Here is a 25,621-nt window from a genome sequence, read left to right as displayed (position 1 = left end):
AGGGAATCATGGAACTGAATCGTCGAGACTTTCTGAAGGGTGCTGTGGTGAGCGCCGCAGCCGCGGGTGTAGCGGGATTGGCGGGGTGCGCGCCCGCGTCGTCCGGTGCGGATGCGTCGCAAGGTGCCGCGCTGGGCGAAACAGGCGCGGCGGCCGAGGCGGCGGGCAAGCACAGCTGGGAGGTCGTTCCCGATCCCATCACCGATGTGGCCGATACGAAGGACTTCGACATCGTCATCGTGGGTGCCGGGCCGTCGGGCTGTGCGGCGGCCGAGGCGGCAGCGGCGGCCGGTGCCTCGGTGGCGCTCATCGAGCAGGCGGCCGGCTACACCGCTCATGGTGCCGACAACGGGGCCATCAACACCCAGGTGCACAAAGACGCGGGCATCCAGATTGATCCGGAGGTGGCCACGCGTATCCTGTTCAACTTTTCACAGGGCACGGTGAACCGCGAGCTGGTGCATACCTGGGCCACGCGCTCGGGCGCGGTGTTCGATCACTTCTCCGAACTGTGCGCCGCCCGCGACATTCCATCCATTTTGGCCATTTCGGACACTTCGAAAACCGACTGGGACAACTTGGACGACCAGTTCAAGGAATTCCGCACCGGTATCACGTTCGGCCGGGCCGACGAGGGCGTGGTGATCGATGCCGAGAGCTTCACCTTCATCGAGTCCCATATCGTGGAGGCGCTGCTCGATGAGGCTATGGCCCACGGTGCCGAGACCTTCTTCAATACCCACGCCGAGCAGCTGGTGGGTGATGCCGCCAGTGGCATCACTGGGGTGATCGTCACGGCCGAGGACGGAAGCCATGTGCAGTTCAATGCCGCGAAGGGCGTGATTCTTGCTACCGGCGACATCTCCGGCAATGAGGAGATGCTCGCTTGCTGGGCGCCCATCGCCCTGCGCGCCGACGTGTGCCAGTACTTCCCGCCCGAGGGCAATCGGGGCGAGGGCATCCTCATGGGGATGTGGGCCGGCGCGGCGCACTCCCGCTCGGCTGCGGCGCCCATGGTGCATCCCATTTCCCCCACGCTGCCGCTGACGGCCATCGCCATGTCATGGCTGGCGGTGAACAAGTTGGGCGAGCGCTACAGTTGCGAAGTTCCCTACGAGCCCTTCGTCACCAATGCTCGCATGAACCAGCCGGGCAATGCGGGATTCAGCATCTTCGACGGAGCCTATGAGCAGAAGGTGCGCGCCCAGGAGCCGCAGACGGCCGACACGCTGCTGGCAGGGGTGGAAGACCGCCTGGCGGCCGGCGTCGAGGCGGGCGATATGTTCTCGGCCGATACGCTGGCCGAGCTGGCGGACAAGATCGGCGTGCCGGCCGATGTGCTGGAGTCCACGGTGGCGCGCTACAACGAGATGTGCGCATCGGGCGTGGACGTGGACTTCGGCGTGCCCGAGCGCTTCCTGGCCAGTGTGGAGACCCCGCCGTTCTATGCCCAGCCCATCGCGGCGGTCACGCTGACCGTGCCCTTCGGTTTGCATGTGGACAAGAACTCCCAGGTGTGCACCGATGCCGATGAGCCCATTGCGGGTCTGTTCGCCGTGGGCAACGTGCAGGGCGACTTCTTCAGCGTGTCGTACCCGGTCACCTGCCCCGGCATCAGCCATGGCCGCGCGCTCACCTTCGGCAACCTGGTGGGCGAGGCTTTGGCGAAAGACACGTTGATCAACGGGTAGGGCATCGGCTCGGCTCGGCGACGGGTCTCATCGCGTCTTCCCCCTGGCGCCCGCAGCCGTACGGTTGCGGGTGCTCTTCGCTTTCCGTCACGCATCCGACGGTTGACATATATACCCCCTGGGGGTATAAAGAGTTCCAACAATCGAAGGAAAGGAGCGACGACGTGGAAGATGGACAGGCGCTGACGGCTGCGCTCGGCGCGGGCGAGTGCGCGTGCCGCCACAAGGCCACGCCGCGTACCGCCGAACTGCAGGCCGATGTGCAGAAGCGGCTGAATCGGGCTATCGGGCAGTTGAACGGCGTGAAGGCCATGATCGATGACAATCGCTACTGCGGCGATGTGCTCACCCAGCTGGCCGCGGTCGAGTCGGCCGTGCATCGCGTGTCGGAGATGCTCTTGGCCGAGCATATGCGCACGTGCGTGGTGGAGGAAATCCGCGCGGGCAACGATGGAGTGGTGGACGAGGCCATGGAGCTCGTGCGCCGTTTTTCGAAGTAGGGAGGGCGGATGGAAACCCAGCGATTGGCCGTGGCCGTCATGCACTGCCAGAAGTGCGTGGCCAACGTGACGCAGCACTACGAGGATGTGCCCGGCGTTCAGGCGGTGGCGGTGGATCTAAGCGATCAGACTGCCGAGGTGACCTACGATCCGGCGTGCGTGAGCCTGGATGACCTGCTGCACGCCTTGGACGACACGAATTTCAAGGTGGCTGTCATGCCGGCGGATGGTGTGCATCCCTTCGCAGCGGAAATTGCCGCCGATGCGGCCGAGAAGGCGGCGAAGAAGGCGACGGAATCTGGTGGGGAGAAAGCCGGAGAGCTCCAAGGGGCGGGGGCGTTGGAGAAAGACGCTGCAACTGGCCCGGCGGCGGGGAAGAGCACCGCGTCTGCGGGCGACAGCGACGAGGGGCCGTCCCAGGCCTTCATCCGCCTGGCCATCGAGGGGATGCACTGCGCGAACTGCGCTGCTTCCATCGAGAGCCATTACCGCAAGACCCCCGGGGTGAAAGATGTGGCCGTCAACCTGGCGAACAATACCGGGCGCGTGGTGTTCGATCCGGCTCAGGCCAGTGTGGACGACATGCTGGCCGTGTTCGACGGCCTCGCCTTCACTGCCGAGCTCATCCCCGAGGATGCGCCGCTGGTGGACGAGCGCCGCCGCGCCCGCGAGGCGGCCCGTGCCAAGCGCGACCGCAAGGTGTTCGGCGTGTCGGCCGTGCTTACGGTGATCATCGTGGCCATCGGCATGCTTCCCGGCTGGCACATGGGGGTGGGCGCCGCACTCGCGGGGTTGTTCGCGCCCGACCCCACGCACGTTCAGGCCATGTTCGCGGCAAACCTTCTGCTGCTGGCGCTGACTATTCCCGTGCAGTTCTGCTGCGGCGCGCGCTTCTACCAGGGCGCCTGGGGCTCGCTTAAAGGCGGCTCGGCGAACATGGACGTGCTCGTGGCCCTGGGCACCTCCATCGCGTTCCTGTTCTCGCTGTGGATTACGTTTCTGCCCGTGGCGCGCGGCGACTGGACGAGTCACGAGGCACTCGCCATCAATGACGGCATGCCCTATTTCGAGACCTGCGTTATGCTCATCACCTTCGTGCTTTTAGGCAAGATGCTGGAAAGCCGCGCGAAGGGCGCCACGAACCAGGCCATCGAGTCGCTGATGAATCTGACGCCGCCTGTGGCCCGCGTGCTGCGCGGCGGCGAGGAGCGTGAGGTGCCGCTGGCCCAGGTGGTGGCGGGCGATACGGTGCTCGTGCGTCCCGGCGAGAAGATGCCCGTGGACGGCGTGGTGACCGAGGGCTCCACTGAGGTGGACGAATCCATGCTCACCGGCGAGACGCTGCCGGTGGTGAAGACGGCGGGCGATGCGGTGACCGGCGGTACCCAGAACACCACGGGATCGGTGACGGTGCGGGCCCTGCGGGTGGGCGCCGATTCCACCCTTGCCCGCATCGTGCGCGCTGTGGAGGATGCCCAGGGCACCAAGGCGCCCATTCAGCGCATCGCCGATCGCATAGCCGCGGTGTTCGTGCCGGCTATTCTGGCCATCGCTCTCATCACGTTCCTCGCGTGGTTCCTCTTCGTGCCGCCCGTTGACGGCCCTGCGGGACTGCTCCCGCAGTCGCTCATGCCCGCCATCGCGGTCATCTGCGTGGCGTGTCCTTGCGCCCTGGGGCTGGCAACACCCACGGCGCTCACGGTGGGCATGGGGAAAGGCGCCCAGCTCGGCGTGCTCATCAAAGACGGCACGGTGCTGGAGACCATGGGCGGTCTTTCGGCGGTAGTGTTCGACAAGACGGGTACCCTCACCGTGGGCGAGCCGGCGGTGGTGGCTTGCGATGTTCCCGCCGATGCCCTGCGCTTGGCCGCGGCGGTGGAGGCGAAAAGCGAGCATCCGCTGGCCCGCGCCGTGGTGGACTTTGCGAACGTGGCCGAGCTGCCGGCTGTGGAATCCTTCGAGGCCGTGGTTGGCGAGGGCGTGCGCGGCACGGTGGAGGGTCACGAGGTGTTCGTCGGTGTGGGCATGGCGGGAGGCGGTGACGGGGCCGGCTCGGTGGTCTCCATCGACGGCGTGACGGCCGGCCGCATTCAGTTCCGCGACGAGCCGAAGTCTGACGCAGCCCGTACCTTGCGCGAGCTGCGTGAGGGCTACGGCGTGACGTCCTATATGGTTACCGGCGATGCCGCGCCCACAGCCCGTGCCATCGCCGAGGAGGTGGGCATTGCGCCCGACCACGTGTTCGCCGGCGTGAAGCCCCTGCAGAAGGCCGATTGCGTGCGTGCCGTGAAGGGCGCCTCGGATGTGGCCATGGTGGTCAGCGCCGCCAAGCAGGCTCGCACAGCCGAGCAGGAGAACGGCCAGATGGTGCGTGCCGAAATGGAAGACCCGGTCCTGTTCGCGTCCCCCGATCCGGCTGCCGGAGTCCCCGCCGAGCCCCTGCCGCTTGTCTCGCCGGCCGGCGCCGCCCAGGACGCCGCTGCTGCTGCGAAAACCGTGGTGGCCTTCGTGGGAGACGGCATCAACGACGCCCCGGCGCTCGCTGCTGCCGACATCGGTGTGGCCATGGCCTCGGGCACTGATGTGGCGCTGGATGCCGGTTCGGTGGTGCTCATGCGCAACCGCCTGAGCGACCTGGTGTGCGCCTTGCGCCTCTCGCGCGCCACCATGCGCAAGATCAAGCAGAACCTGTTCTGGGCGCTCATCTACAACTGCATCATGATTCCGTTGGCGGCCGTGGGCATTCTCGCCCCGGCCCTGGCTGGCGCTGCCATGGCCCTGTCCAGCGTGTCGGTGGTCGGCAACTCCCTGCTGCTGAAGCGCTTCAAGTAAGAGGGCGGGCTCAAGCCCGCCCCTACGGCGCCGCGGCCCGCGCCGCCGCCCGCTTGCCGCTCTTCCGCTGCCTTCGCAGGGGCGGCCTGAAGGCCGCCCGCCCCGCAGCCTGCGCAGGTGTCCGTGGCGCTCTCTACTCCACCCAAAAGCGCCAGGCGCAGTTGCAGGTCTCGTCGGTGATGTCGGGAAAGCAGCTGGCGCAGGCGCACTGAATGCGATCGTCGAGGGCTGCGGCAAAGCCGCCGTACTCCAATTCCCCCACCGATTTGCAGGGATGGAACTCCATGCCCTTGCGAGCCCGGGCCGTCTGCACGCGGCAGTCGGTGATACGGAAGAGCAGGCTGCGGCCCCCGTCCTCCCACAGGATCTCCCACTCGTTGGCCAGCGATGTGCAGCGCAGGGGCAGCGCCGCCGCCAGGCCTTCAAGCCCGCAGGCATCCGGCAGCCCCAGTAGCTTCTTCAGCCGTCGCGCCTCGCTGGGCACGAAACGGCGCCAGGCGTTGCGGTCGTGCTCCATGGCCGCGTCCATGCCCTGCTCGCGCTCGAGCGATTGGAACCAGGTGCCGTCCAGGGCCACCAGGTCCTTCGCCGTGATCTCCAACAGCTCGATCAACTCCCCGCGCGAAAGCGTCTCCAGTCCCTGGGCCATGGTCTCTCCTTCTCGTCGGTAGCGGTGCGGGGCCATTATAGGGGCCGTCGTGGCCGGGCGCGGCGCGCTTCCCGCCCATCGGTCTGGTCAATTTCTCCCGATTGTCCTGATGTCGCGGATGGCCCCGGCATCGCCCGACGCCGGGCGAGGGGAGAGGCCGGCAAAAAGAGGGCGAGCCCCCGAAGGGGCCCGCTGGGAGGGGGGAGGGTATAAGAGCGAGGATCGCGCCGCCCGCCGAGGGGGCGTGCCGGCGCGACTCCGAAGGCTGGCTCCGCGCTTAGGCGCCCAGAGTCTCCACCGACTCGTCCATGAGGCCCAGAGCCGAGCGCGCGGCCAGCACGCCGAAGGTCCAGGCGCGGCCGTGAGAGCCGCCGGTGATGAACAGCGGGTAGTCGTCGCCGTAGTACGATCCCGAGGCGTTGCCCGCGGCATACAGGCCGCCCAGAGGCTCGCCGGCTTCGTTCAGCACTTCCAACTTCTCGTTGATGGTCAGGCCGCCGGCGGTGCACAGCAGCGCGGGCATGCGCTTGAGGGCGTAGAAGGGGGCCTCCTTGATGCCGTTGTAGGTCATGAAGGTGCTGTCCACGCCGAAGTCCTCGTCTTTGCCGGCATCCACCAGCTCGTTGTAGCGCTTGACGGTGGCCAGGAAGTTCTCCTTGTTGATGCCGCACTTATCGGCCAGCTCCTCCAGGGTGTTCGCCTCGATGATGGCGCCGCGCTTCAGGGCGTCGGCCCAGTCGTTGGCCGGGTCGGCCGTAGAGCGGCTGTGGCTGTTGGGATGCTTGTAGTCGCCCTTGGGAGCATGTTTGTCCCAGTTCTTGTCGATGATCTGGAAGGCGGTCATCTCGGGCTGGAAGCGCACCTGGGTCACGTGGCTCTGGTAGCCCAGGTTCTCGTTGCCGAAGCGCTCGCCGTTCAGGTTCACGCGCAGCCACGGAATGCCGGAATAGGGGGCGTTGCCCTCGGGCATCCAGGTGGGGTCGAAGTGCATCATCATGGTGTGGGGCGCCGGATCCATGGAAGCGCCGGCCCACAGGGCCATCTTGTGGCCGTCGCCGGTGTTGCAGGGAGCGCCGTGCATGGACTGCACGCCCAGCATGATGGGGCAGTAGGCCGCGAGCATCTCCTCGTCATCGGAGGTGTCGCCGGTGCACAGGATGACGCCCTTGGCGGCGTTCACCTTCACGTAACCGTCGGGCCCCTCGCCGATGACGCCGGTCACGTGTCCCGACTCGTCCTGCACCAGCTGCACGGCCGGAGTGTTGTAGCGGATCTCGGCGCCGGCGGCCACGGCCTTCTCGGCGATGGCGTCCAGCAGTTTGTGGAACTGGTCATAGCGGGTGGCCATGTCGTTGTTGATGTACCAGCCGTAGGTATGACCCGAGCCCAGCATGACCGGGGTGAAGTCCGGGGTTTGGCGGATGACGTAGTCCACCACCTCGCCGGAGCGGGTGAGGAAGGTCTTCACCACTTTGTGGTTGTCGCGGCCATTGGACAGGTCGGCGAACTTGAAGTAGATGTCGGCCAAGTCGTAGGTCTGGCCCGCATCCAGGAACATCTTGGAGTTGAAGGCGGCCACGCACCAGCCGTTGGTGATGACCTTGTCCAGCTTCTGCAGCACCACGACCTTGGCACCGCTTTGGGCGGCGGCCATAGCCGAGGTGGTGCCGGCCGAGCCGAGGCCCACGATGCAGATATCAGTGTCCAGGGTCTCCACGATCTGGTCGTCGGTGATGGGCTCGGGCTTCACTTCCCAGCTCCAACGAGTGCCTGCACCTTCGGCGCCCGCGCCGGTGTCGCTCATCTGCTGCGGCTCGCTCGGCGCGCAGCCGGCCATGCCGAGGGCGGCGGCTCCGGCCACGCTGGCGGCGGCTCCGGCCAAGAAGTTGCGGCGCGAGATATTCAGTTCCATGTTCGTTCCTTTCGTTGTCGCGCGGGGCGGCCGTATTCCCCGGCCGATTCCTGCGCTGCCTCTCCCAAGACGGTGCTGCTTCTCGTGGGAGGTGCGGCACCGTCGCTGGTGAAAACACTATCGATCCAAGGCACCTCCCGTCATCCTCTGGGAGCCCGAATCGAAGGGGGAGATTTTTGAAAGCGCCTCCCCCTTCTCAGCGAAAGAGGGGGGATATTGGCAGATCAGAGGCCATCCCCCCTTTGCTCACGCTATAATCGGCCGGCAGCGATCCGACGGCAGGCCGCTTTCACCGGAGGTGATGGGCGCCGCCTTAGCCCCGGGCGTCGTTGCGCAAGGGCGGGCCCGGGAGGGGCTTGCGCGGATCGGGAGGGACGCTATGGCAACGGAGGAGCGGCCGCATCTGAAGGGCCGGATCATCGAGATGCCCCTGGCCTTCACGGGCATGGGGCTTTTCCGCGCGTGGACCGAGACGGTGTACTCCAACGGCTCGATCGCCTTTCCGGCTCAGGACGAGACGGGCTTCGGGTTTGCGGCCTTCAATATGATGGCGGCGGTGGTGCTGGTGGTGCTGGCCGTTAGCTCGCGCCGCATCGCGCCGCTGTACGGCAAGCCCGCCCTCCCGTGGATCACCGGCGGCTGTTTGGTGCTATCGGCGTCCATGAACTTCTCGACTATCTATTGGCCTTCGCTAGCTGGGCTCTTCGGAGCGCCGGCGGCGCTGCTGGGCGCGGTGGGCATCGCGCTCATCATCCTTTTGTGGTCGGAACTGTTCGGTTGTCTGAACCCCTTCCGCGTGGCCCTGTACTTCTCGGGCGGCCTGGTGGCGGGCGCCTTGGTGCTGTGGCTGTTCAAGGGCCTGGCCATTCCGTGGCTGTGGGTGTGCACCTGCCTGATTCCCGTGGTCAGCCTGGAATGTCTGCGCCGCGCCTACGCGGCCCTGCCCGACAACGAGCGGCCGCGGCCGTCGTGGGGCACGTTCTCGTTCCCGTGGAAGCCCATCGCCGTGGTGGCCCTGTACTCGGTGGCCTACGGTCTGTGCGAGAGCGTGTTCGGCGGCGAGCTGGGCATCCATTCGGGCCTGGGCTGCGTGGTGGCGGCCGGGGCGGTGTATCTGGTGGTGTGCCTGCGCCGCGATCGGCTGCACCTGTCGTTTACCTACTACGCCGCCTGCCCGCTTCTGCTGGCGTCGCTGGTGCCCCTGGGGGCGGTGCTGCCCTTCGGTGGCGAGATCGCCAGCTTCTGCGCCCTGGGTGCCTATACCTTGGTGCTCATCGCCATCATGGTGGTGCTGAGCAACATGACCTACCAATACGGCTTCAACGCCGTGTGGCTGTTCGGCATCGAGCGGGCCGTGCGCTTGGTGTCGGTGCAGCTGGGCCTGGAGGCCAACGAGACGCTCGCAGAATTCTCGTTCGGCTACGGGGCCTTGTGCATCGCGGTGGCCGCGGCGGTGGTCGTCGCCACCTTCCTTTTCCTGTCGGAGAAGCAGCTGACCACGCCGTGGGGCGCGGTGCTGAAGACGCTGGTAGGCCAAAGCTACGGCGACCGCTCGCGCATCGGGGCGAAGTGCGACGAGTTGAGCGAGCAGTTCGGTCTCACCTCGCGGGAATCAGAGATTCTCACGCTGATGGTGCAGGGGAAGAAGCAGGGGCAGATCGCCCGAGACCTGTACATCGCGCCGAGCACGGTGAAGACCCACATCAAGCACTTGTATCAGAAGCTGGACGTGCACTCGCGCAAGGAGCTGTGCGATTTGGTGGGCGTTGAGGCGACCTGTGATAAATAGCGCCTCAGGCGACCCCAGGCCATGCGCGCGGCGCGCCTTGCGCTATACTGCTGCCACGGAAATACGCGCGCGGCAGGCGCGCTGGACTTGCGAAAGAAGGCGTTTGATGGAAACTGCTGCCATTATCCTGGCTGCGGGGGCGGGTACCCGCATGAAGTCGAAGAGGCCGAAGGTGGCCCACGAGGTGCTGGGCCGGCCCCTCGTGCAGTGGGCGGTGCGCGCCGCCGAGGCCGCCGGGGCCGACCGCATCGTCACGGTGGTGGGCCATGGCCGCGAGGCGGTCATCCCGCTGGTGGAGGACGATACCCAGGTGGTCGTGCAAACCTCCCAGCGCGGCACGGCCGACGCGGTGCTGGCCGCCGCCGACGCCCTGGCCGACTTCGACGGCGCCGTGGTGGTGCTCTCCGGCGACAGCCCGCTCATCCGCCCCGAGACCATTCGCGAGATGTGCGCCCTGCGCGAGGCGCACGACGCCGCCGTGGTGGTGCTCACTATGGATTTGGCCAACCCCTTCGGCTACGGCCGCATCGTGCGCGACGGTGCGGGCGAGGTGGAGCGCATCGTGGAGCAGAAGGACGCGAGCCCCGAGGAAGCGGCCATCACCGAGTGCAATTCGGGCTTCTACTGCTTCGACGCCCGCGCCCTGTTCGAGGCTTTGGCCCAGGTGGGCTCTGACAACGCCCAGGGCGAGTTCTACCTTACCGACGTTTTGGCCATCGCCCGCGCGGCCGGCCGCGGCGTGCTGGCCTACAAGACCGATGATGCCGAGCAGTGCCTGGGCGTGAACTCCCGCGGCCAGCTGGCCGAGGCCACCCGTGTCATGCAGCGCCGCATCAACGACGCCCACATGGCCGCCGGCGTCACGATGTGGGACCCGGCCACCACCTTCATCGGCCCCGATGTGGACATCGCCTCCGACGTGGAGCTTTTACCCGCCGTCATCCTCATGGGCGACACCTCCATCGGCGAGGATAGCATCATCGGCCCCAACACCCGTCTGACTGATACTCGCGTGGGGGCGGGCTGCACCGTGGACGAGACCGTGGCCGTTCAGGCCCTCATCGACGACGGCGCCACCTGCGGTCCGCGCGCCTATCTGCGCCCGGCGGCGCACCTGTGCGAGGGAGCCAAGGCCGGCACTCACGTGGAGATCAAGAAGTCCACCATCGGCAAGGGCAGCAAGGTGCCGCATCTGTCCTACATCGGCGACACCACCATGGGCGCGGGCGTGAACATCGGCGCCGGCTCCATCACCTGCAACTACGACGGCGCCAACAAGCACGCCACCATCATCGAGGACGGCGTCTTCGTGGGCTCCGACACCATGTTGGTGGCCCCTGTGCGCATCGGGGAGGGCTCGCTCATCGGCGCCGGCTCCACTATCACCAAGGACGTGAGCCCCGGCGCGCTCGCCCTCGGCCGCGCCCGCCAGTCCGAGATCGAAGGGTGGGTGGCGGCGCACCCCATCGAGAAGAAATAAAGTGCGGCCGGTTTTGCCTCGGCAGGGGGCGCCGGCCGTACTACAATAGGCCCCACCATCGAAATCCGTCGCAGAAGGGATACCCGCCCATGACCGAGATGACCAAGCGCATGGCCCTGTTTTCCGGCTCGGTGAACCCCGAGCTTGCCGAGGAGATCGCGAAGAACCTGAACGCGAACCTCGGCAACATCAAGCACGAGAAGTTCGCCAACGGCGAGATCTACGCCCGCTATCAGGAGTCCATCCGCGGCGCCGACGTGTTCCTCATCCAGTCCGTGTGCGCCAGCGAGGGCTTCGACGTGAACGACGCCCTCATGGAGCTGCTCATCATGGTGGACGCCGCCAAGCGCGCCAGCGCCCGCTCCATCTCGGCGGTGATTGCCCACTACGGCTACGCGCGCCAGGATCGCAAGGCCGCCCCGCGCGAGCCCATCACCGCCAAGCTCGTGGCCGATCTGCTCACCGTGTCCGGCGTCGACAACGTCATCACCGTGGATCTGCACCAGGACGCCATCCAGGGCTTCTTCGATATCCCCGTGAACCACATGACCGCCATGCCCATCTTCGTGGACTACTTCCGCAACAAGGGCTTCGATGCCGACCAGCTCTGCGTGGTGTCGCCGGACGTGGGCCGTGCCAAGGCCGCGAAGAAGTTCTCCTCGGCGCTGGACTGCGACCTGGCCATCATGCACAAGGATCGCCCCAAGCACAACCAGGCCGAGATCACCGCGCTCATCGGCGATGTGACCGATAAGATCTGCATCCTAAACGACGACATGATCGACACCGGCGGGTCGCTCGTGGCCGCGGCCGCCACCCTGAAGGCCAAGGGCGCCGCCCAGGTGTACGCCTGCGCCACCCACGGCCTGTTCTCGGGTCCGGCCTACGAGCGTTTGGAGAACTCCTGCATCGAGGAAGTGGTGGTCACCAACGCCGTGCCCGTGCCGCTGGCGCGCCAGACCGGCAAGATCAAGGTGCTGTCCATCGCGCCCTTGTTCGCTCAGACCATCAACGCGGTGTACGCCAACGGGTCCATCGGGAAGCTGTTCGAGTAGATGTACCTGATCGCGGGCCTGGGAAATCCGGGCGGGGAATACGAGCACACGCGGCACAACGCGGGCTTCGATGTGGTGGATGCGCTCGCCGACGAGCTGGGCTGCCGCTACTGGAAGGCCGAGGGCGGCGCGCTGACAGCCAGGGGCGCGTGGCGCGGCGAGGACGTGGTGCTCGCCAAGCCCCAGAGCTACATGAACACCTCGGGCGGTCCGGTGAAGACCCTCATGAAGACCTACGGCGTGGATGCCGATCACCTCATCGTCATCCACGACGAGCTGGACATCGATCCGGGCACCATCCGCGTGAAGTTCGGCGGGGGGCACGCGGGCCACAACGGCCTGCGCTCCATCGGCGACAAGCTGGGCACCCGCGACTGGTACCGGGTGCGCGTGGGCATTGGCCGGCCGCCGGGACGCAAGCCCGTGGTGGATTGGGTGCTGTCCCAGCCGAAGAAAGACGACCTGGAGGCGTTCCAGCACGCCGTGGCCCTGGGCTCCGATGCAGTGCGCTTCCTTGTCGAGCACGGGTTGGAGAAGACCCAGCAGCAGTACAACTAGTCGGCAGAGATCATGATAAGCGGGCGACGCTGCAGCGCCGCCCGTGGGGAAGGCGGCAGAGCCCCGGCCCGTCGCGCGACCGATGGGAGAGGAATGCCCCTCAGCGAGAAGCAACATACCTATGCGCTGTTCGCCATCGTGGTGATCACCTGCGCGTTGGGTTCGCTCACCCAAACGGTGATGAACTCCATGCTGACCGGCGTGTGCGAGGATTTCGCCATCGATGCTGCCGTGGGCCAGTGGGTCACCACCATCTACATGCTCGTCATGGGCGTGACGGTACCGGTCGTGACGTTTTTGTCGCGGCGGCTCTCGGTGAAGTCCCTGGTGTATCCGGCCCTGGGCTTCTATCTGGTCGGCTCGGTGGTGGCCTTCTTCGCCCCGGTGTTCGCGGTGCTGGTGGCGGCCCGCGTGCTGCAGGCCATTGCCACGGGCATCACGCTGCCCCTGGTGCAGTCGGTGGCCATGACGCGCTTCCCGCGCGAGCGCACGGGCACGGCCATGGGCATCGGCGGTATCGCCATGGGCTTCGCCCCCAACATCGGCCCCTTGATCGGAGGCGCTCTGGCCGGCTCGTGGGGATGGCGCAGCTTCTACCTTATGTTGGCGGGCGTGCTGGTGCTTCTGGGGGCAGCCTGCGCGCTGCTGGTGAAGAGCCAGGGCGATCATCGGGGCGACGCGGTGTTCGACCTGCCCTCGTTTGTGCAGTCCACCCTGGGCTTCGGGGGTCTTCTGCTGGGCGCGTCCAACGCGGCCACCATGGGGTTCGCCGAGCCGTCCGTGTGGGCGCCTGGCCTTTTGGGCGCGGCGTTCATCGTGGCCTTCGTGCGACGCCAGCGCCGGGTAGCCCATCCGCTCATCTCGCTGGACATCTTCCAGTCCCGTCACCTCCGCGCGGGGTTCGTGGCCCAGAACTGCCTGTTCGCATCGTTTATGGGCATCACACTGGTGCTGCCGCTGTTCGTGCAGGGGCCGGCCGGCATGACGGCCCTGGAGGCGGGCATCGTGTTCGTTCCCGCCACGGCAGTGGCGCTGTTCGTGAACCCGCTGGCCGGCGTGCTGGTGGACAAGGTGGGGCCGCGGGCGGTGTGCATCACCGGCGCCACCTTCCTCACCGTGGGAGCCGCCTCCTTCATGTTCGTAGACGCGACCACGCCGCTGTGGGCCCTCACGTTCTGGCAGGGCGTGCGGGCCGTGGGCGTGAGCGCGCTCGTGGGGCCGCTGAACTCCTGGGGCCTGTCGGGGCTGCCCGGGCGCCTCATCATGGACGGCAGCGCGTTCTTCGCCACCGTGCGCCAGGTGTGCGCCTCGCTGGGCACGGCGCTTATGATGCTGCTCATCTCGCTGTTGGGCGCGGGCGGCGCCGTGGCGGCCAATGGGGGCGCGACGTTGGCGGTGGCGCCCTACCAGGCGGCCTTCGCCCTTTCGACGGTATTTTCGGCAGCGGTGCTGGTCTGCGCCCTGTGGAAGATTCGCTGAGCGGGGCGCCGGGCGCGGGGGCAGCGGGCTCGTTCGCAGCGGGCCGATTGCCGGGTTTTCGAAACGAATCGTCGAAAGTGGCTTCAAATTGCGAAAAGTTGACGGTCTGCTCTCAATAAGTTAGAAATGGATAACCGCTACCTGCGCTTTTTCGACGAGAGCCACGATCGTTTGGCTCTGAAAGAGGCGACGGTGTCAACTTTTCGCAATTTGCAGCCACTTTCAGCGGCCAGTGCTTCAAGATGCATGTTCCAGATGGGACGGCTTTCAAGGGGCTGCGGTTTATGGCGGCCTTCGGAAGGGGCCATGGTTTATAATCGACGGCACATTTGATCGACTGGCAGAACGAGGCTCTCTCCCTGGAGAGCCGTTCTGACGGCCGTAATCGGCTCTCAGGGCCATCGTCCCTCGAAGGGAGCGGCGGCCCGGCGATGTGAAAGGCGGCCTTCGTGGCATTTCTCCTCGGTTGCGAAAAGGTGCGGGTGGATTTCCCCACGAAGACGGTGTTCACCGAGCTGTCCCTCGGCGTGGACGAGGGGGCGCGCATCGGCATCGTGGGCAAGAACGGCGACGGCAAGTCGACGCTTCTGCGCGTGCTGGCCGGCGAGGTGGAAGTGGACGACGGGCGCGTGATCCGCACTCGCGGCGTGTCGGTGGGCGTGCTCGGGCAGACCGACGGCCTTGCCGACGGAGACACCGTGGAGCGGGCCGTCGTGGGCGATGTGCCCGAGTACGAGTGGGCCGGCGATGCCCGTACCCGCTCCATCATCGCGGGGCTTCTGGGCGATGTGGCCTGGGACGCGCCGGTGGGCACGCTGTCGGGCGGCCAGCGCCGCCGCGTTGATCTGGCGCGGCTGCTCATCGGCGACTGGGATGTGCTCATGTTGGACGAGCCCACCAACCACCTGGACGTAGCCGCCATCACCTGGCTGGCCGACCACCTGAAGACCCGCTGGCGGCCGGGGGACGGCGCGCTGCTTGTGGTCACCCACGACCGCTGGTTCCTCGACGAGGTGTGCGAGGCCATGTGGGAAGTGCAGGGACAGCGGGTGTGGCCCTTCGAGGGCGGATTCTCCGCCTATATCATGCAGCGGGTGGAACGGGACCGTTTGCAGGCCCTGGTCGAGCAGAAGCGGCAGAACGCCCTGCGCCGTGAGCTGGCGTGGCTCTCCCGCGGGGCGCGGGCCCGGGCCACCAAGCCCAAGTTCCACGTGGCCGCGGCCCAGGCGCTTATCGCCGACGTGCCGCCTTTGCGCGATGAGCTGGAGCTGAAGCGCATGGCCATGGCGCGGCTCGGCAAGACGGTGGTGGAGCTGCAGGATGCCTCGCTGCGGTTCGGCGACCGCGTCATCTTAGACGACGTGGACTGGATCATCGGCCCCGGCGACCGCTACGGCATTGTGGGCGGTAACGGCATCGGCAAGACCACGCTGCTGCGCATCATCCAGGGTTTGCAGCCGGTGGATCGCGGGCGCGTGAAGATCGGCCAGACCGTGCGCTTCGCCGTGCTGTCCCAGCATTTGGACGAGCTGACGAAGCTCGGCGACGATCGGGTGCGCCAGGTTATCAGCCGCTATTCGAGTCGCACGATGCTCGACGGCAAGGAGATGACGCCGGGCCAGTTGCTGGAGCGGCTCGGCTTCACGAAGGACGACCAGAACGAGCCGGTGTGCGACCTGTCGGGCGGTCAGAAGCGGCGGCTGGCCCTGATGCTCATCTTGCTGGACGAGCCCAACGTGCTCATCCTGGACGAGCCCGGCAACGATCTGGACACCGACATGCTGGCCGCGGTGGAGAGTCTGCTCGACGGCTGGCCGGGCACGCTTTTGCTCGTCACCCACGACCGCTATCTTATGGAACGCGTGACCGACCACCAGTTCGCCCTCGTGGACGGCAAGGTGCGCCACCTGCCGGGCGGCGTGGACGAGTACCTGCGCCTGACGGAAGAAGCCGAGCGGGAAGCGGCCGAGGCTTCCTCCGCGAAGGCGACGGCGAAGGCCGTGCCCGGGAAGCCGGCGTCCGGGGAGCCCGCGGAACGCACGGCCCCGGCGCTTTCCGGCGGCGAGCAGCGCGAGCTGCGCAAGCTCATGGCCTCCAACGAGAAGAAGATCGGCACCTTAAAGGGCAAGATCGAGAAGAAGCAGCTGGAGATGGCCGAGGCCGACCAGTCCGACTATCTGGTGCTCACGGCCATGCAGGAGGAGATCGCCGACTTCCAAGACCAGATAGAGGCCCTGGGGCTCGAATGGCTCGACGCCGCCGAGAAGCTGGGGGAGTAGTGGCTGCGTATCAGACCATAGCCGAGGTTGCCGAGGCGGAGATCGTCGAGAAGAAGAGCCGGTTTATCGGCCGCATCGCGCCGGTGGCTGACGAGGAGGAGGCCCTTGCCTTCATCGCCGAGGTGAAGGCGGCCCACCGCATGGCGCGCCACAATGTGTATGCCTACGTGCTGCGCGGCGGCCGCATTCGCTACACCGACGACGGCGAGCCGGCCAAAACGGCGGGCATGCCCACGCTCGAGGCTATCCAGCACGCGGGTCTGGAGGACGTGGCCGTGGTGGTCACACGGTACTTCGGCGGCATCCTGCTCGGCACGGGCGGTCTGGTGCGCGCCTACACCGATGCTACGAAAGCGGCCATCGAGGCGGCTCGCATCGTGGTGGTGTCCCGCTGTGTGGACGTCATGACGGAGGTGCCCTACAACCTCTACGAGCCCGTGTGCCGCATCGCCGAGGCCTGCGGCGCCCGGCTGCAAGAGAGCGATTTCGCCGAGAACGTGCTGCTCACCTTCTGCATGCTCGACGGCACCCAGGCCCTCTTCCTGGAGAAGCTCACCGAGCTCACCCGCGGCCAAAGTGAAATCATCGTGACCGATCCCTTCGACGCGGCTTTCTAGCGCAGAAGTGTGGTAAGATACTCTTGCCTAAAGAAGGGCGCCCCAAGCGGAACGCCCTTCGGCGAGGGTGCCTAGTCCTCGCCCTCTTTGTTGGAGTTCCCGCCGTTATTCGGCGGGTTCTCTTTTTGTAGCGTCAAAACAGCTACAATAAATGTGGCAACTCCAACCAAGACTTGGGCCCAGGCCAGCATTTCGCTCATCTGCATCACCCCCTCTCGTAGCTAGCATGGTGTGGGGGTGTGTGCAGTGGGCTGAGTGCTCCCTGCGTGGAATAGTGTATCATACAAATGTTCGTAGATTGGTGAGAATTCGATATGTACGGATTGAAGACCGAGAGCAGCTTCGATGCCTCTCATTTTCTGACTGACTATCATGGCAAGTGCGAGAATCTGCACGGGCATCGGTGGCGCGTGGTGGCCTATCTGGAGGTCGCCGAGTTGCAGACCGAGGGCACGTGCAAGGATATGGTGGTGGATTTCGGCGACTTCAAAGGCGCCCTGCGGTCGCTGACCGAGCGGCTCGATCACCACTTCATCATCGAGGAGGGCTCGCTGGCCCCCGATACGCTGGCCTGCCTCGAGCGCGAGGGTTTCGCGCTATTCATGATGCCCTTCCGCACCACGGCGGAGAACCTTGCGAAGTGGTTCTTCGACGCTCTGGCCGAGATGGGGCTGCCCGTAGCCCAAGTGGATGTGTACGAGACGCCGAACAACTGCGCCTACTACCGGAAGGATGCGTAGCAGATCTTCCGCAGGTTGGGGAAGAATTTGGATTGCAGTTGGTTGGCGAGCGAAAGGACGCCTGAGGTATGGTACCCGAGGAAGAGAACGACGGCCTGCTGGATGCCGAGCGGCACCAGGCGCGACATACTATTGCGGCGCGGGCGCAGCTGTTCCCCGTGGCCGAGAAGTTCGTGAGCCTGAACGGGGAGGGGCTCGCCGCTGGCCGCCCGGCGGCCTTCATCCGGTTCGCCGGGTGCAACATGTGGTGCACCTACTGCGACACGCGCTGGGCGAACCATCCCCTCGTAGAGGTGGAAGGGTGGAGCGTGCCCCAGCTTCTGGCTTGGGTGGCCGAAACCGGTGTGTCCTGCGTGACCCTCACCGGCGGCGAGCCGCTGCTGCAGCCCTACCTGCCCGATCTGGTGCAGGCGCTGCTGTCGGTGGAGAGCCCGCGACCCCTGCGCGTGGAGATCGAGACCAACGGTTCGCGCGATCTGGCCCCCATGGCCCACTTGCGCGAGGCGTGCGCCGAGGCGGGGCTGCCCGGCAGTCTGCACTTCACCGTGGATTGGAAGACGCCCACGGCCGGCGAGGCCGTGTCGGCTGCCATGCGGCGGGAGAGCTACGACCTGCTGGACTCACGCGACGCGGTGAAGTTCGTCGTGGGCAGCGAGGAGGACCTGGCCTTCATGGAAGCGCGGGCCGACGAGGCGGGGCTGTGGGACCGCTGCCAGGTGCTCGTGAGCCCCGTGTGGGGCGCCATCGAGCCGGCCGAGATCGCGGCCTACCTCATCGAGCATGGCCTGGACCGCGCTCGCTTGCAGCTGCAGCTGCACAAGATCATCTGGCCAAACGAGAGCCGGGGCGTTTAGGACGGCAGGGAAGAGGGGCGCGGGCTGGGGCGCCTTGCCCGACCGGTGGCGCTCGCCCGGATGCGGTATTCCGCCGAGCGCGTCGTCCCTCTGGAACGAAAGAAGGAAGAGTGACTATGCAGGAAAAGGCCCTCGTACTGTGCTCGGGCGGCGTGGATTCCACGACGCTACTCGCCGGGGCCGTGGCCCGGTTCGGGGCCGAGAACGTCTACGCCCTGTCCATCAGCTACGGGCAGAAGCACATCCGCGAGATCGAGGCGGCCCGGGCCGTAGCGGTCCACTACGGGGTGGAGCAGCGCTTCCTGGACTTGGGGGCCATCTTCGCCGACAGCGCCTGCTCGCTGCTGGCCCATTCCGACGAGGCGGTTCCCACGGGTGCCTACGGGGAGCAGCAAGAGGCGGCCGCGGGGGGCATCGTGAGCACCTACGTGCCCTTCCGCAACGGGCTGTTCCTGTCTTCGGCGGCCTCCATGGCCCTTTCCCTGGGCTGCTCAGTGGTGCTCTACGGCGCCCACCACGATGACTGGGCCGGCGCCGCCTATCCCGATTGCTCTCCGGCGTTCGTGGAGGCCATGGCCGCTGCCATCGCCGAGGGCACTGGCGGCGAGCTGCGCCTGGAGGCCCCGTTCGTGACCTGGTCGAAGGCGGACATCGTGGCCGAGGGGCTGACGCTTGGGGTGCCCTACGAGCTGACCTGGTCCTGCTACGAGGGCGGCGCGGCTCCCTGCGGTGCGTGCGCCACCTGCCTCGACCGTGCGGCCGCCTTCGCCGCCAACCACGTTGAAGACCCCGCGCTCGCCTCTGGCGAGTAGCGACATCGCGCGCCTGCAAGCCCCGAGCGCCCAAGAGGCGCCCTGAGAAAGGAGCCACCCTTGAAACCTTTGGAAATGGCCGAAGCCCTGTTCGGTGACGAGAAGCACGACGCTCCCGAGAGCCGCGCCGCGGAGGGCTCCGTGGACAGCTCCGCTCTGGCGGCGGTGGCCGCCCACCTCAAGCGCACGGCGGGGGAGGTGGACGCCGGCTCCCTCGCGGGCCGCGACGAGGACGAGACCCGTGCCGGCGGCGTCACTCACCTGGGCAGCCAGGGCACGCAGTACCCCACTGACTATGACCCCTCGGTGTTGGAGACCTTCGTCAACAAGCATCCGGGCAACGACTACTTCGTGAAGTTCAACTGCCCCGAGTTCACGAGCCTGTGCCCCATCACGGGCCAGCCGGATTTCGCCACTATCTACATCTCCTATGTGCCCGGCGAGCTGATGGTGGAGTCCAAGAGCCTGAAGTTGTACCTGTTCAGTTTCCGCAACCACGGCGACTTCCACGAGGACTGCATGAACATCATCATGAAGGACCTCATCAGTCTCATGGATCCGAAGTACATCGAGGTGTGGGGCAAGTTCACCCCGCGCGGCGGCATCTCCATCGACCCGTACTGCAACTACGGCCGTGCCGGCACGCCGTGGGAGAAGGTGGCCTGGGAGCGCCTGACCCAGCACGACCTGTATCCCGAGAAGGTGGACAACCGCTAGGAGGCCGTGTGGCCGGACGTTAAAGCTGAGCGCAAGGGCGCGTCCGGCGAGGGCGCCTTGCGGGCGCGTGCCGTGCGGGTGCGCCTCGCAAACGGCCGCGCGCGGGCTTGCTGACGGGACGTGAAAAAGTCGACGCTTTCTCTGAGCGTTGCGGGGCTGCGGTGCTATACTGCGCCCTGGCAGACTAGGGTCGACCCAAAGGACCGCAATGTTTCTCACCGTCACGTGCAATCCGGCGCTCGATTGGATGATGCGCCTGCCCGCTTTCGCCGAGGGCGTCACGAACCGATCGGCGGCTGATGATCTGTCCTACGGCGGCAAGGGTGTGAACGTGGCCACCATGCTGCACCGCTTCGGCCAAGATGCGTGCGCCTCCGGGTTCATCGCCGGCACCACGGGCACGGCGCTCGTGGAAGGCGTGGAGGCCGCCGGCGTCCCCTGCGATTTCGTGCGCCTGGATGCGGGGCAGACCCGCATCAACGTGAAGATGAAGCGCCCCCGCGCCGACGGCTCGTTGGAAGAGACGGAGATCAACGGCTGCGGTCCGGCGGTGGGCCCGGCCGACATCGCGGCGCTCCGTCGCCGCATCGAGCGGTTGGGCTCGGACGATTGCCTTGTGCTGTCGGGCTCCCTGGCGCCGGGCTGCCCGGCGGACCTCTACGCCGATCTGGCCGCGGCTGCCGCCGAGCACGGCGCGCGATGCGCGGTCGATACCACGGGCTCGGCCCTGACCGAGGCCCTCGCCGCACGGCCCTTCCTCGTAAAACCCAACAACCACGAGCTGGCCGAGCTGGCCGGCTGCGATGCCGCCGACGAGGCCGCCGTGGTAGCTGCTGCGCGCGACCTTGCCCGGGCCGGCGCCCGTTTCGTGCTCGTCAGCTGCGGTGCGGCCGGAGCGCTGCTGGTGGACGCGAAGGGGCTTGTCGCCCGGGGCGCGGCCCCGGCGGGCGCCCTCGTGAACTCGGTGGGCGCGGGCGATTCCATGGTGGCGGGTTTTCTGGCGGGGCTCGCGGGAGCCTCCCTTCCCGGCTGCGAGTCGCTCTGCCCTGGCGCGGACAACGCCGTCTACGCCCTGCGCCTCGGCCTGGCGGCCGGCTCCGCCACGGCCTTCTCTCCCTCTTTGGCATCGGCGGGGCAGGTATCCGACCTGCTTCCTGTCACTTTCGTGGAACCCTGCAACTGAAAGGAGTGCGGTTCGTCTATGAGAATTGTCGATTTGCTTCAACCCGGGGCCATTGCCATCGGTGGCGCGCCCGCCGACAAGGCCGGCGCCATCGCCCAGCTCGTGGAGCTGCACGACGGTGCCGGAAACCTCAACGACAAGGAGGCCTTCCGCGAGGCCATCATCGCCCGCGAGAACCAGGGCACCACGGCCGTGGGCGAGGGCATCGCCATCCCCCATGCAAAGACGGCGGCCACGAAGCGGGCGTCCCTTGCGGCCATGACGGCGCCTGCCGGGGTGGATTACGGCGCTCCGGACGGGGCTCCCTCCACGCTGCTGTTCATGATCGCCGCGCCCGACGACGGGGGAGATGTGCACCTGGAGGTGCTCTCGCGGCTCATGACCATCCTCATGGACCTCGACTTCCGCGCCCAGCTCATGGCGGCGGAAACCCCCGAGGCGTTCCTCGCCGCCATCGACGCGAAAGAGCGCGAGCGCTTCGCCGAGGCGGTGGAGGCCGAGGCCGAAGCCGATATGGAAGGCGACATGGAAGGCACCGAGGCCCTCATCGACGCTGCCAAGGCCGCCTATGCCGAGGAGCACGGCAAGGCCGACGGCTTCCGCATCCTGGCGGTGACAGCGTGTCCCACGGGCATCGCCCACACCTACATGGCCGCCGAGGCGCTCACGAAGGCCGCCGAGGCGCGCGGTATCGCCCTGAAGGCCGAGACCAACGGCACCGGGGGCACCAAGAACCGCCTGACCCGCGAGGAAATCGCCGCCGCCGACGGCATCATCGTGGCTGCCGACAAGGAAGTGGAGATGGCCCGTTTCGACGGCAAACCCGCGGTCATCGTGAAGGTGTCCGACGGCATCAACAAGCCCGACGAGCTCATCGACCGCATCCTGGCGGGCGACGCGCGCGTGTACCACCACGCCGGCGGCGCGAATGCGGCGGCTGCCGAGGACGAGGCGGGCGAGAGCGCTGGCCGCAAGATTTACAAGCACCTCATGGAGGGCGTCTCCCATATGCTGCCCTTCGTGGTATCTGGCGGCCTGTTCATCGCGCTCGCCTTCCTCATCGATGGCATCGCCGGGGTGCCCCAGGACGGCAACTTCGGCACCGGCACGCCGATCTCGGCCTGGTTCAAGACCATCGGCGGCTTCGCTTTCAGCTTCATGGTGCCGATCCTCGCCGCCTACATCGCCCAGTCTATCGCTGACCGCCCCGGTTTGGTGGTGGGCTTCGTCGGCGGCTTCATGGCCACGCTCGGCTCCACCTTCGGGCTGCCCGGCGGCGACATTCCCTCAGGATTCCTCGGCGGCCTGCTTGCGGGCTTCGCGGGCGGCTACGCCATGCTCGGCATCGAGAAGCTGTGCGAGAAGATGCCCGACTCGCTGGCCGGCATCAAGCAGATCCTCATCTACCCGCTGGCGGGCCTGGGGGCCATTGCCGTCATCATGTGCGCGGTCGGGCCGTTCGTGGGCATGATCAACACCGGCATGTCCAATGCGCTCACCTGGCTTTCCGATAACAACTTCGGCATTGTGCTCGGCATGATTCTGGCCGGCATGATGGCCATCGACATGGGCGGCCCCTTCAACAAGGCGGCCTACGTGTTCGGCACCGGCATGCTCGCCCTCGGCACCGACGCCAGCTTCCAGATCATGGCCTCGGTCATGATCGGCGGCATGGTGCCTCCCATCGCCATCGCGCTGTCCACCACCTTCTTCAAGGACCGCTGGACGGCCGACGAGCGCAAGAACGGCCCGGTGAACTACATCATGGGCCTGTCGTTCATCACCGAGGGCGCCATTCCCTACGCTGCCTCGGACCCGCTGCGCGTCATCCCCTCCTGCGTGGTGGGCTCGGCTGTGGCCGGCGGCCTGTCGTGGTTCTTCGGCTGCACGCTCATGGCGCCCCACGGCGGCATCTTCGTGGTGCCCGTCATCGGCGGCGCGCTCATGTATCTGGTGGCCCTTGCGGTCGGCTCGGTTGCGGGCATGCTCATGCTCGCGCTGCTGAAGAAGAAGCGCACTGAGGCCTAGGGCGGCGGCAAGAGCCTCCGGCGCGGGTCCCGGCGGGAGCGTTTCGGCGGGAGCGCTCCGGTGCACGTGCCCCGGTGGGAGCACCCGACGGGAGCGGCCCATCGCCGAGCGCCCCTAGCGGGAGCGCTTGGCGGCAGACAGAAGCATTCGACCTGACGATAAGGAGAAAACTATGGTTTCCCAGACGATCACCCTCACCAACGGCAGCGGCCTGCACATGCGTCCGGCCGGTGTCTTGGCCTCGGCCATGGCGCCCTTCGCAAGCGATGTCACCATCGTGGCTGCGGGCAAGGAAGTGAACGCGAAGAGCCTCATGGCCATTGTGGCCGCCGGCATCAAGTGCGGCACCGAGGTCGAGGTGCGCTGCGAGGGCGCCGACGAGCAGGCGGCACTCGACGCGGCCATCCAGCTTATCGAGTCGGGCCTGGGAGAGTAGCCCCATGGCCGCGCTTGAGGGCGTTGCCGCCTCGCCGGGGCTGGGCATCGGCACGGTGATGGTCATCGCCGAGCCCTGCCTTGCCTACGAGGTAGTGGAAGTGGCCGACGCCGAGGCGGAGAAGGGGCGGCTGCATAGCGCCATCGAGGCCTTCTCGGTGCTCACGCGCGAGAAGGCCGAGGTGGTGCGCGGGCGCGTGGGCGATGCCGAGGCCGCCATCCTCGAGGGCCATGTGCTCATGATCTCCGACCCGTTCATGGTGGCCGAGATGGACAATCTCATCGACGCCGGCCAGTGCGCCGAGGCGGCGCTCGATACGGTGTGCGAGACCTTCGCCGCCATGTTCGAGGCCGCCGACGACGACCTGACGCGCCAGCGGGCCGCCGATGTGCGCGACATCAAGAGCGGCGTGCTCTGCCAGCTGCTCGGCGTGCGAGAGGTGGATGTGTCCCGCGTGCCCCGCGGCACCGTGCTCGTCACCCACGATCTGGTGCCCTCCATGACCGCCGGCCTCGACCGCGACAACGTCGTGGGCATTGTGACGGAGACCGGCGGCATGACGAGCCACTCGGCCATCCTCGCCCGCGCCCTGGAGATTCCTGCCGTGCTGGCCGTGCCGGATGCGGTGCAGGAACTGCCCGAGGGGGCCCAGGTCATCGTGGACGGTGGCGAAGGCGTGGTAACCGTGGCGCCCGATGAGGCCGAGCTTGCGGCGGCCCGCGTGCGCCAGGAGGCCCTGCGCCGCGAGAAGGAGGCCCTCCAGCGCTTCGTGGGGAAGAAGACCGTCACCGCCGACGGGTGCCAGGTGGAACTGTTCGGCAACATCGGCTCGGTGGAGGACGCCCGGGCCGTGGTGGACAACGACGGCGAGGGCGTGGGCCTGTTCCGCACCGAGTTTCTGTTCATGGACGGCGGCGCGATGCCCACCGAGGAGGATCAGTTCCGCGCCTACCAGCAGGCGGCCCTCATCATGAAGGGGCGCCCCGTCATCATCCGCACCCTGGACATCGGCGGCGACAAGGACATTCCCTACCTGGGCCTGGAGAAGGAGGACAACCCCTTCATGGGCTTCCGCGCCATTCGCTACTGCCTGGCCCGCGAGGACGTGTTCCGCACCCAGCTGCGGGCGCTTTTGCGGGCGAGCGCCTTCGGGGACGTGCGCATCATGGTGCCGCTCGTGACCGGCGTGGAGGAGCTGCGCCAGGTGCGCGCCCTCATCCGCCGCTACGCCGACGAGTTCTCCCGCGAGGGCGTCGCCTGCAACAAGGACGTGCCCGTGGGCGTGATGATCGAGACGCCGGCGGCGGCCCTCATGGCCGATGCGCTGGCGGCCGAGGCCGACTTCTTCAGCATCGGCACGAACGATCTGACCGGCTACACCATGGCGGTGGATCGCGGCAACGACCGAGTGCGCTACCTGTACTCCACCTTCAACCCCGCGGTGCTCCGCTCCATCCGCTCGGTCATTGCCGCCGGCACAGAGGCGGGTATTCCCGTGGGCATGTGCGGCGAGGCGGCCGCCGATCCGCTGCTCATCCCGTTGTGGATCAGCTTCGGGCTCACCGAGTACAGCGTGGGGCCCGCGAGCATCCTCGCCACCCGCGCCGCCATTGCCGGGTGGAACCACGAGAAGGCCCGCGCCCTGGCCGCGGCAGTCATGGAGGCGGTGACCCCCGACGAGGTGCTCGACCTTTTGAAGGCGGCGTCCGCGTAGCGCCGCCGCTTTCATGGCGCTAGAGCCGGGGTGGCCTTTCGGTTGAAGGGGAGGGCTGGAGCCTTCCCCTACGGTCCCCCCCGCAGCTTGCGCCTCCACGGCTTGCGCCCCCCCCGTAGGGGCGGGCTTCAGCCCGCCCGCTCTGCCGTAGATTGCGGTGCTTTCGAGGAGGGGCCGCTTTCTGCTGCCCAAGCGTTGCGCAGACCGCATGGGGCGCCGGTTGGGTTCTGTGAATTGTAACGAGAGCCTCCCGCGGCGGTGACAGGCGCGGGCCTTTATGCGAAAATGGACGGCAA

At 67.1% G+C, this 25,621-nt stretch carries 21 protein-coding genes; 18 read left to right on the top strand and 3 right to left on the bottom strand.

From position 1 onward, the window contains the following. Window positions 1-8: 8 nt before the first annotated feature. The 3 genes from G503_RS0106015 (at window position 9) to G503_RS0106005 (ending at window position 5,023) form a co-directional block, all read left to right on the top strand. The gene (locus tag G503_RS0106015; protein ID WP_028026867.1) at window positions 9-1,691 is read left to right on the top strand and encodes an FAD-dependent oxidoreductase; all 1,683 of its coding nucleotides are present in this window, start codon (window positions 9-11) and stop codon (window positions 1,689-1,691) included. Window positions 1,692-1,855: 164 nt separating this feature from the next. Then, window positions 1,856-2,191: a metal-sensing transcriptional repressor gene (locus tag G503_RS0106010; RefSeq protein WP_051190983.1), complete on the top strand. Its 336-nt coding sequence runs from the start codon at window positions 1,856-1,858 to the stop codon at window positions 2,189-2,191. Window positions 2,192-2,200: 9 nt separating this feature from the next. Next, complete coding sequence (locus G503_RS0106005) at window positions 2,201-5,023, top strand: heavy metal translocating P-type ATPase (RefSeq protein ID WP_051190982.1); 2,823 nt, start codon at window positions 2,201-2,203, stop codon at window positions 5,021-5,023. Window positions 5,024-5,156: 133 nt separating this feature from the next. Here G503_RS0106005 and G503_RS0106000 read toward each other — a convergent pair whose 3' ends face one another. Further along, window positions 5,157-5,672, bottom strand: coding sequence for a DUF6125 family protein (locus G503_RS0106000; RefSeq protein ID WP_028026864.1), 516 nt, complete (start codon window positions 5,670-5,672; stop codon window positions 5,157-5,159). Window positions 5,673-5,949: 277 nt separating this feature from the next. Next, window positions 5,950-7,584: an FAD-dependent oxidoreductase gene (locus tag G503_RS0105995; RefSeq protein WP_028026863.1), complete on the bottom strand. Its 1,635-nt coding sequence runs from the start codon at window positions 7,582-7,584 to the stop codon at window positions 5,950-5,952. Between the two features lie 379 nt (window positions 7,585-7,963). Between G503_RS0105995 and G503_RS14010 the strand changes: the two genes are divergently transcribed. The 7 genes from G503_RS14010 (at window position 7,964) to G503_RS0105960 (ending at window position 16,841) form a co-directional block, all read left to right on the top strand. Further along, window positions 7,964-9,373, top strand: coding sequence for a response regulator transcription factor (locus tag G503_RS14010; RefSeq protein ID WP_051190981.1), 1,410 nt, complete (start codon window positions 7,964-7,966; stop codon window positions 9,371-9,373). A gap of 106 nt (window positions 9,374-9,479) precedes the next feature. After that, on the top strand, window positions 9,480-10,853 hold the full coding sequence (gene glmU / locus G503_RS0105985; RefSeq protein WP_028026862.1) for a bifunctional UDP-N-acetylglucosamine diphosphorylase/glucosamine-1-phosphate N-acetyltransferase GlmU: 1,374 nt from the start codon (window positions 9,480-9,482) through the stop codon (window positions 10,851-10,853). Window positions 10,854-10,942: 89 nt separating this feature from the next. Then, window positions 10,943-11,908, top strand: a complete 966-nt coding sequence (locus G503_RS0105980) for a ribose-phosphate diphosphokinase (RefSeq protein ID WP_028026861.1) — start codon at window positions 10,943-10,945, stop codon at window positions 11,906-11,908. Continuing rightward, on the top strand, window positions 11,909-12,466 hold the full coding sequence (gene pth, locus G503_RS0105975) for an aminoacyl-tRNA hydrolase (protein WP_028026860.1): 558 nt from the start codon (window positions 11,909-11,911) through the stop codon (window positions 12,464-12,466). It begins immediately after the preceding gene. A 93-nt stretch (window positions 12,467-12,559) separates the two neighbouring features. Beyond that, the gene (locus G503_RS0105970; RefSeq protein WP_028026859.1) at window positions 12,560-13,945 is read left to right on the top strand and encodes an MFS transporter; all 1,386 of its coding nucleotides are present in this window, start codon (window positions 12,560-12,562) and stop codon (window positions 13,943-13,945) included. A gap of 449 nt (window positions 13,946-14,394) precedes the next feature. Beyond that, window positions 14,395-16,224 (top strand): ABC-F family ATP-binding cassette domain-containing protein, encoded by a 1,830-nt coding sequence (locus tag G503_RS0105965; protein WP_028026858.1) that lies wholly within the window; start codon window positions 14,395-14,397, stop codon window positions 16,222-16,224. Then, window positions 16,224-16,841, top strand: a complete 618-nt coding sequence (locus G503_RS0105960; RefSeq protein WP_028026857.1) for an IMPACT family protein — start codon at window positions 16,224-16,226, stop codon at window positions 16,839-16,841. Before G503_RS0105965 ends, G503_RS0105960 begins: the two co-directional genes overlap by 1 nt. 71 nt (window positions 16,842-16,912) lie before the next feature. Here the strand turns inward: G503_RS0105960 and G503_RS16865 are convergent, their stop codons facing one another. Continuing rightward, a complete protein-coding gene (locus tag G503_RS16865) occupies window positions 16,913-17,041 on the bottom strand; it encodes a hypothetical protein (RefSeq protein ID WP_257482913.1) in 129 nt (42 codons plus the stop codon). Between the two features lie 114 nt (window positions 17,042-17,155). Between G503_RS16865 and G503_RS0105950 the strand changes: the two genes are divergently transcribed. The 8 genes from G503_RS0105950 (at window position 17,156) to ptsP (ending at window position 25,325) form a co-directional block, all read left to right on the top strand. Then, window positions 17,156-17,581: a 6-pyruvoyl trahydropterin synthase family protein gene (locus G503_RS0105950; protein WP_028026856.1), complete on the top strand. Its 426-nt coding sequence runs from the start codon at window positions 17,156-17,158 to the stop codon at window positions 17,579-17,581. 68 nt (window positions 17,582-17,649) lie between these two features. Then, on the top strand, window positions 17,650-18,435 hold the full coding sequence (locus G503_RS0105945) for a radical SAM protein (protein WP_051190980.1): 786 nt from the start codon (window positions 17,650-17,652) through the stop codon (window positions 18,433-18,435). A gap of 116 nt (window positions 18,436-18,551) precedes the next feature. Then, on the top strand, window positions 18,552-19,247 hold the full coding sequence (queC, locus tag G503_RS0105940; protein WP_035022038.1) for a 7-cyano-7-deazaguanine synthase QueC: 696 nt from the start codon (window positions 18,552-18,554) through the stop codon (window positions 19,245-19,247). Window positions 19,248-19,307: 60 nt separating this feature from the next. Next, window positions 19,308-19,964: a preQ(1) synthase gene (gene queF / locus G503_RS0105935; protein ID WP_257482914.1), complete on the top strand. Its 657-nt coding sequence runs from the start codon at window positions 19,308-19,310 to the stop codon at window positions 19,962-19,964. A 208-nt stretch (window positions 19,965-20,172) separates the two neighbouring features. Continuing rightward, window positions 20,173-21,147 carry a 1-phosphofructokinase family hexose kinase gene (locus G503_RS0105930; RefSeq protein ID WP_028026852.1) on the top strand — a complete coding sequence of 325 codons (975 nt, stop codon included), beginning with the start codon at window positions 20,173-20,175 and terminating at the stop codon, window positions 21,145-21,147. An 18-nt stretch (window positions 21,148-21,165) separates the two neighbouring features. After that, window positions 21,166-23,175 (top strand): PTS fructose transporter subunit IIABC, encoded by a 2,010-nt coding sequence (locus tag G503_RS0105925; RefSeq protein ID WP_028026851.1) that lies wholly within the window; start codon window positions 21,166-21,168, stop codon window positions 23,173-23,175. A 172-nt stretch (window positions 23,176-23,347) separates the two neighbouring features. Beyond that, window positions 23,348-23,611: an HPr family phosphocarrier protein gene (locus G503_RS0105920; RefSeq protein ID WP_016309265.1), complete on the top strand. Its 264-nt coding sequence runs from the start codon at window positions 23,348-23,350 to the stop codon at window positions 23,609-23,611. A 4-nt stretch (window positions 23,612-23,615) separates the two neighbouring features. Then, window positions 23,616-25,325 (top strand): phosphoenolpyruvate--protein phosphotransferase, encoded by a 1,710-nt coding sequence (gene ptsP / locus G503_RS0105915; RefSeq protein WP_028026850.1) that lies wholly within the window; start codon window positions 23,616-23,618, stop codon window positions 25,323-25,325. Window positions 25,326-25,621 lie beyond the last annotated feature (296 nt).

It is taken from the genome of Adlercreutzia mucosicola DSM 19490, from assembly GCF_000422625.1.
Classification (GTDB): domain Bacteria; phylum Actinomycetota; class Coriobacteriia; order Coriobacteriales; family Eggerthellaceae; genus Adlercreutzia; species Adlercreutzia mucosicola.
This window is presented reverse-complemented; position numbering and strand designations above follow the sequence as displayed.

Bases quoted from the DNA above. Each gene is read 5' to 3' on its own strand.
- G503_RS0106015 (WP_028026867.1), top strand. From the start codon at position 9: ATGGAACTGAATCGTCGAGACTTTCTGAAGGGTGCTGTGGTGAGCGCC.
- G503_RS0106005 (WP_051190982.1), top strand. From the start codon at position 2,201: ATGGAAACCCAGCGATTGGCCGTGGCCGTCATGCACTGCCAGAAGTGC.
- G503_RS0106000 (WP_028026864.1), bottom strand. From the start codon at position 5,672: ATGGCCCAGGGACTGGAGACGCTTTCGCGCGGGGAGTTGATCGAGCTG.
- G503_RS0105995 (WP_028026863.1), bottom strand. From the start codon at position 7,584: ATGGAACTGAATATCTCGCGCCGCAACTTCTTGGCCGGAGCCGCCGCC.
- G503_RS14010 (WP_051190981.1), top strand. From the start codon at position 7,964: ATGGCAACGGAGGAGCGGCCGCATCTGAAGGGCCGGATCATCGAGATG.
- glmU (WP_028026862.1), top strand. From the start codon at position 9,480: ATGGAAACTGCTGCCATTATCCTGGCTGCGGGGGCGGGTACCCGCATG.
- G503_RS0105980 (WP_028026861.1), top strand. From the start codon at position 10,943: ATGACCGAGATGACCAAGCGCATGGCCCTGTTTTCCGGCTCGGTGAAC.
- pth (WP_028026860.1), top strand. From the start codon at position 11,909: ATGTACCTGATCGCGGGCCTGGGAAATCCGGGCGGGGAATACGAGCAC.
- G503_RS0105970 (WP_028026859.1), top strand. From the start codon at position 12,560: ATGCCCCTCAGCGAGAAGCAACATACCTATGCGCTGTTCGCCATCGTG.
- G503_RS16865 (WP_257482913.1), bottom strand. From the start codon at position 17,041: ATGAGCGAAATGCTGGCCTGGGCCCAAGTCTTGGTTGGAGTTGCCACA.
- G503_RS0105950 (WP_028026856.1), top strand. From the start codon at position 17,156: ATGTACGGATTGAAGACCGAGAGCAGCTTCGATGCCTCTCATTTTCTG.
- G503_RS0105945 (WP_051190980.1), top strand. From the start codon at position 17,650: ATGGTACCCGAGGAAGAGAACGACGGCCTGCTGGATGCCGAGCGGCAC.
- queC (WP_035022038.1), top strand. From the start codon at position 18,552: ATGCAGGAAAAGGCCCTCGTACTGTGCTCGGGCGGCGTGGATTCCACG.
- G503_RS0105930 (WP_028026852.1), top strand. From the start codon at position 20,173: ATGTTTCTCACCGTCACGTGCAATCCGGCGCTCGATTGGATGATGCGC.
- G503_RS0105925 (WP_028026851.1), top strand. From the start codon at position 21,166: ATGAGAATTGTCGATTTGCTTCAACCCGGGGCCATTGCCATCGGTGGC.
- G503_RS0105920 (WP_016309265.1), top strand. From the start codon at position 23,348: ATGGTTTCCCAGACGATCACCCTCACCAACGGCAGCGGCCTGCACATG.
- ptsP (WP_028026850.1), top strand. From the start codon at position 23,616: ATGGCCGCGCTTGAGGGCGTTGCCGCCTCGCCGGGGCTGGGCATCGGC.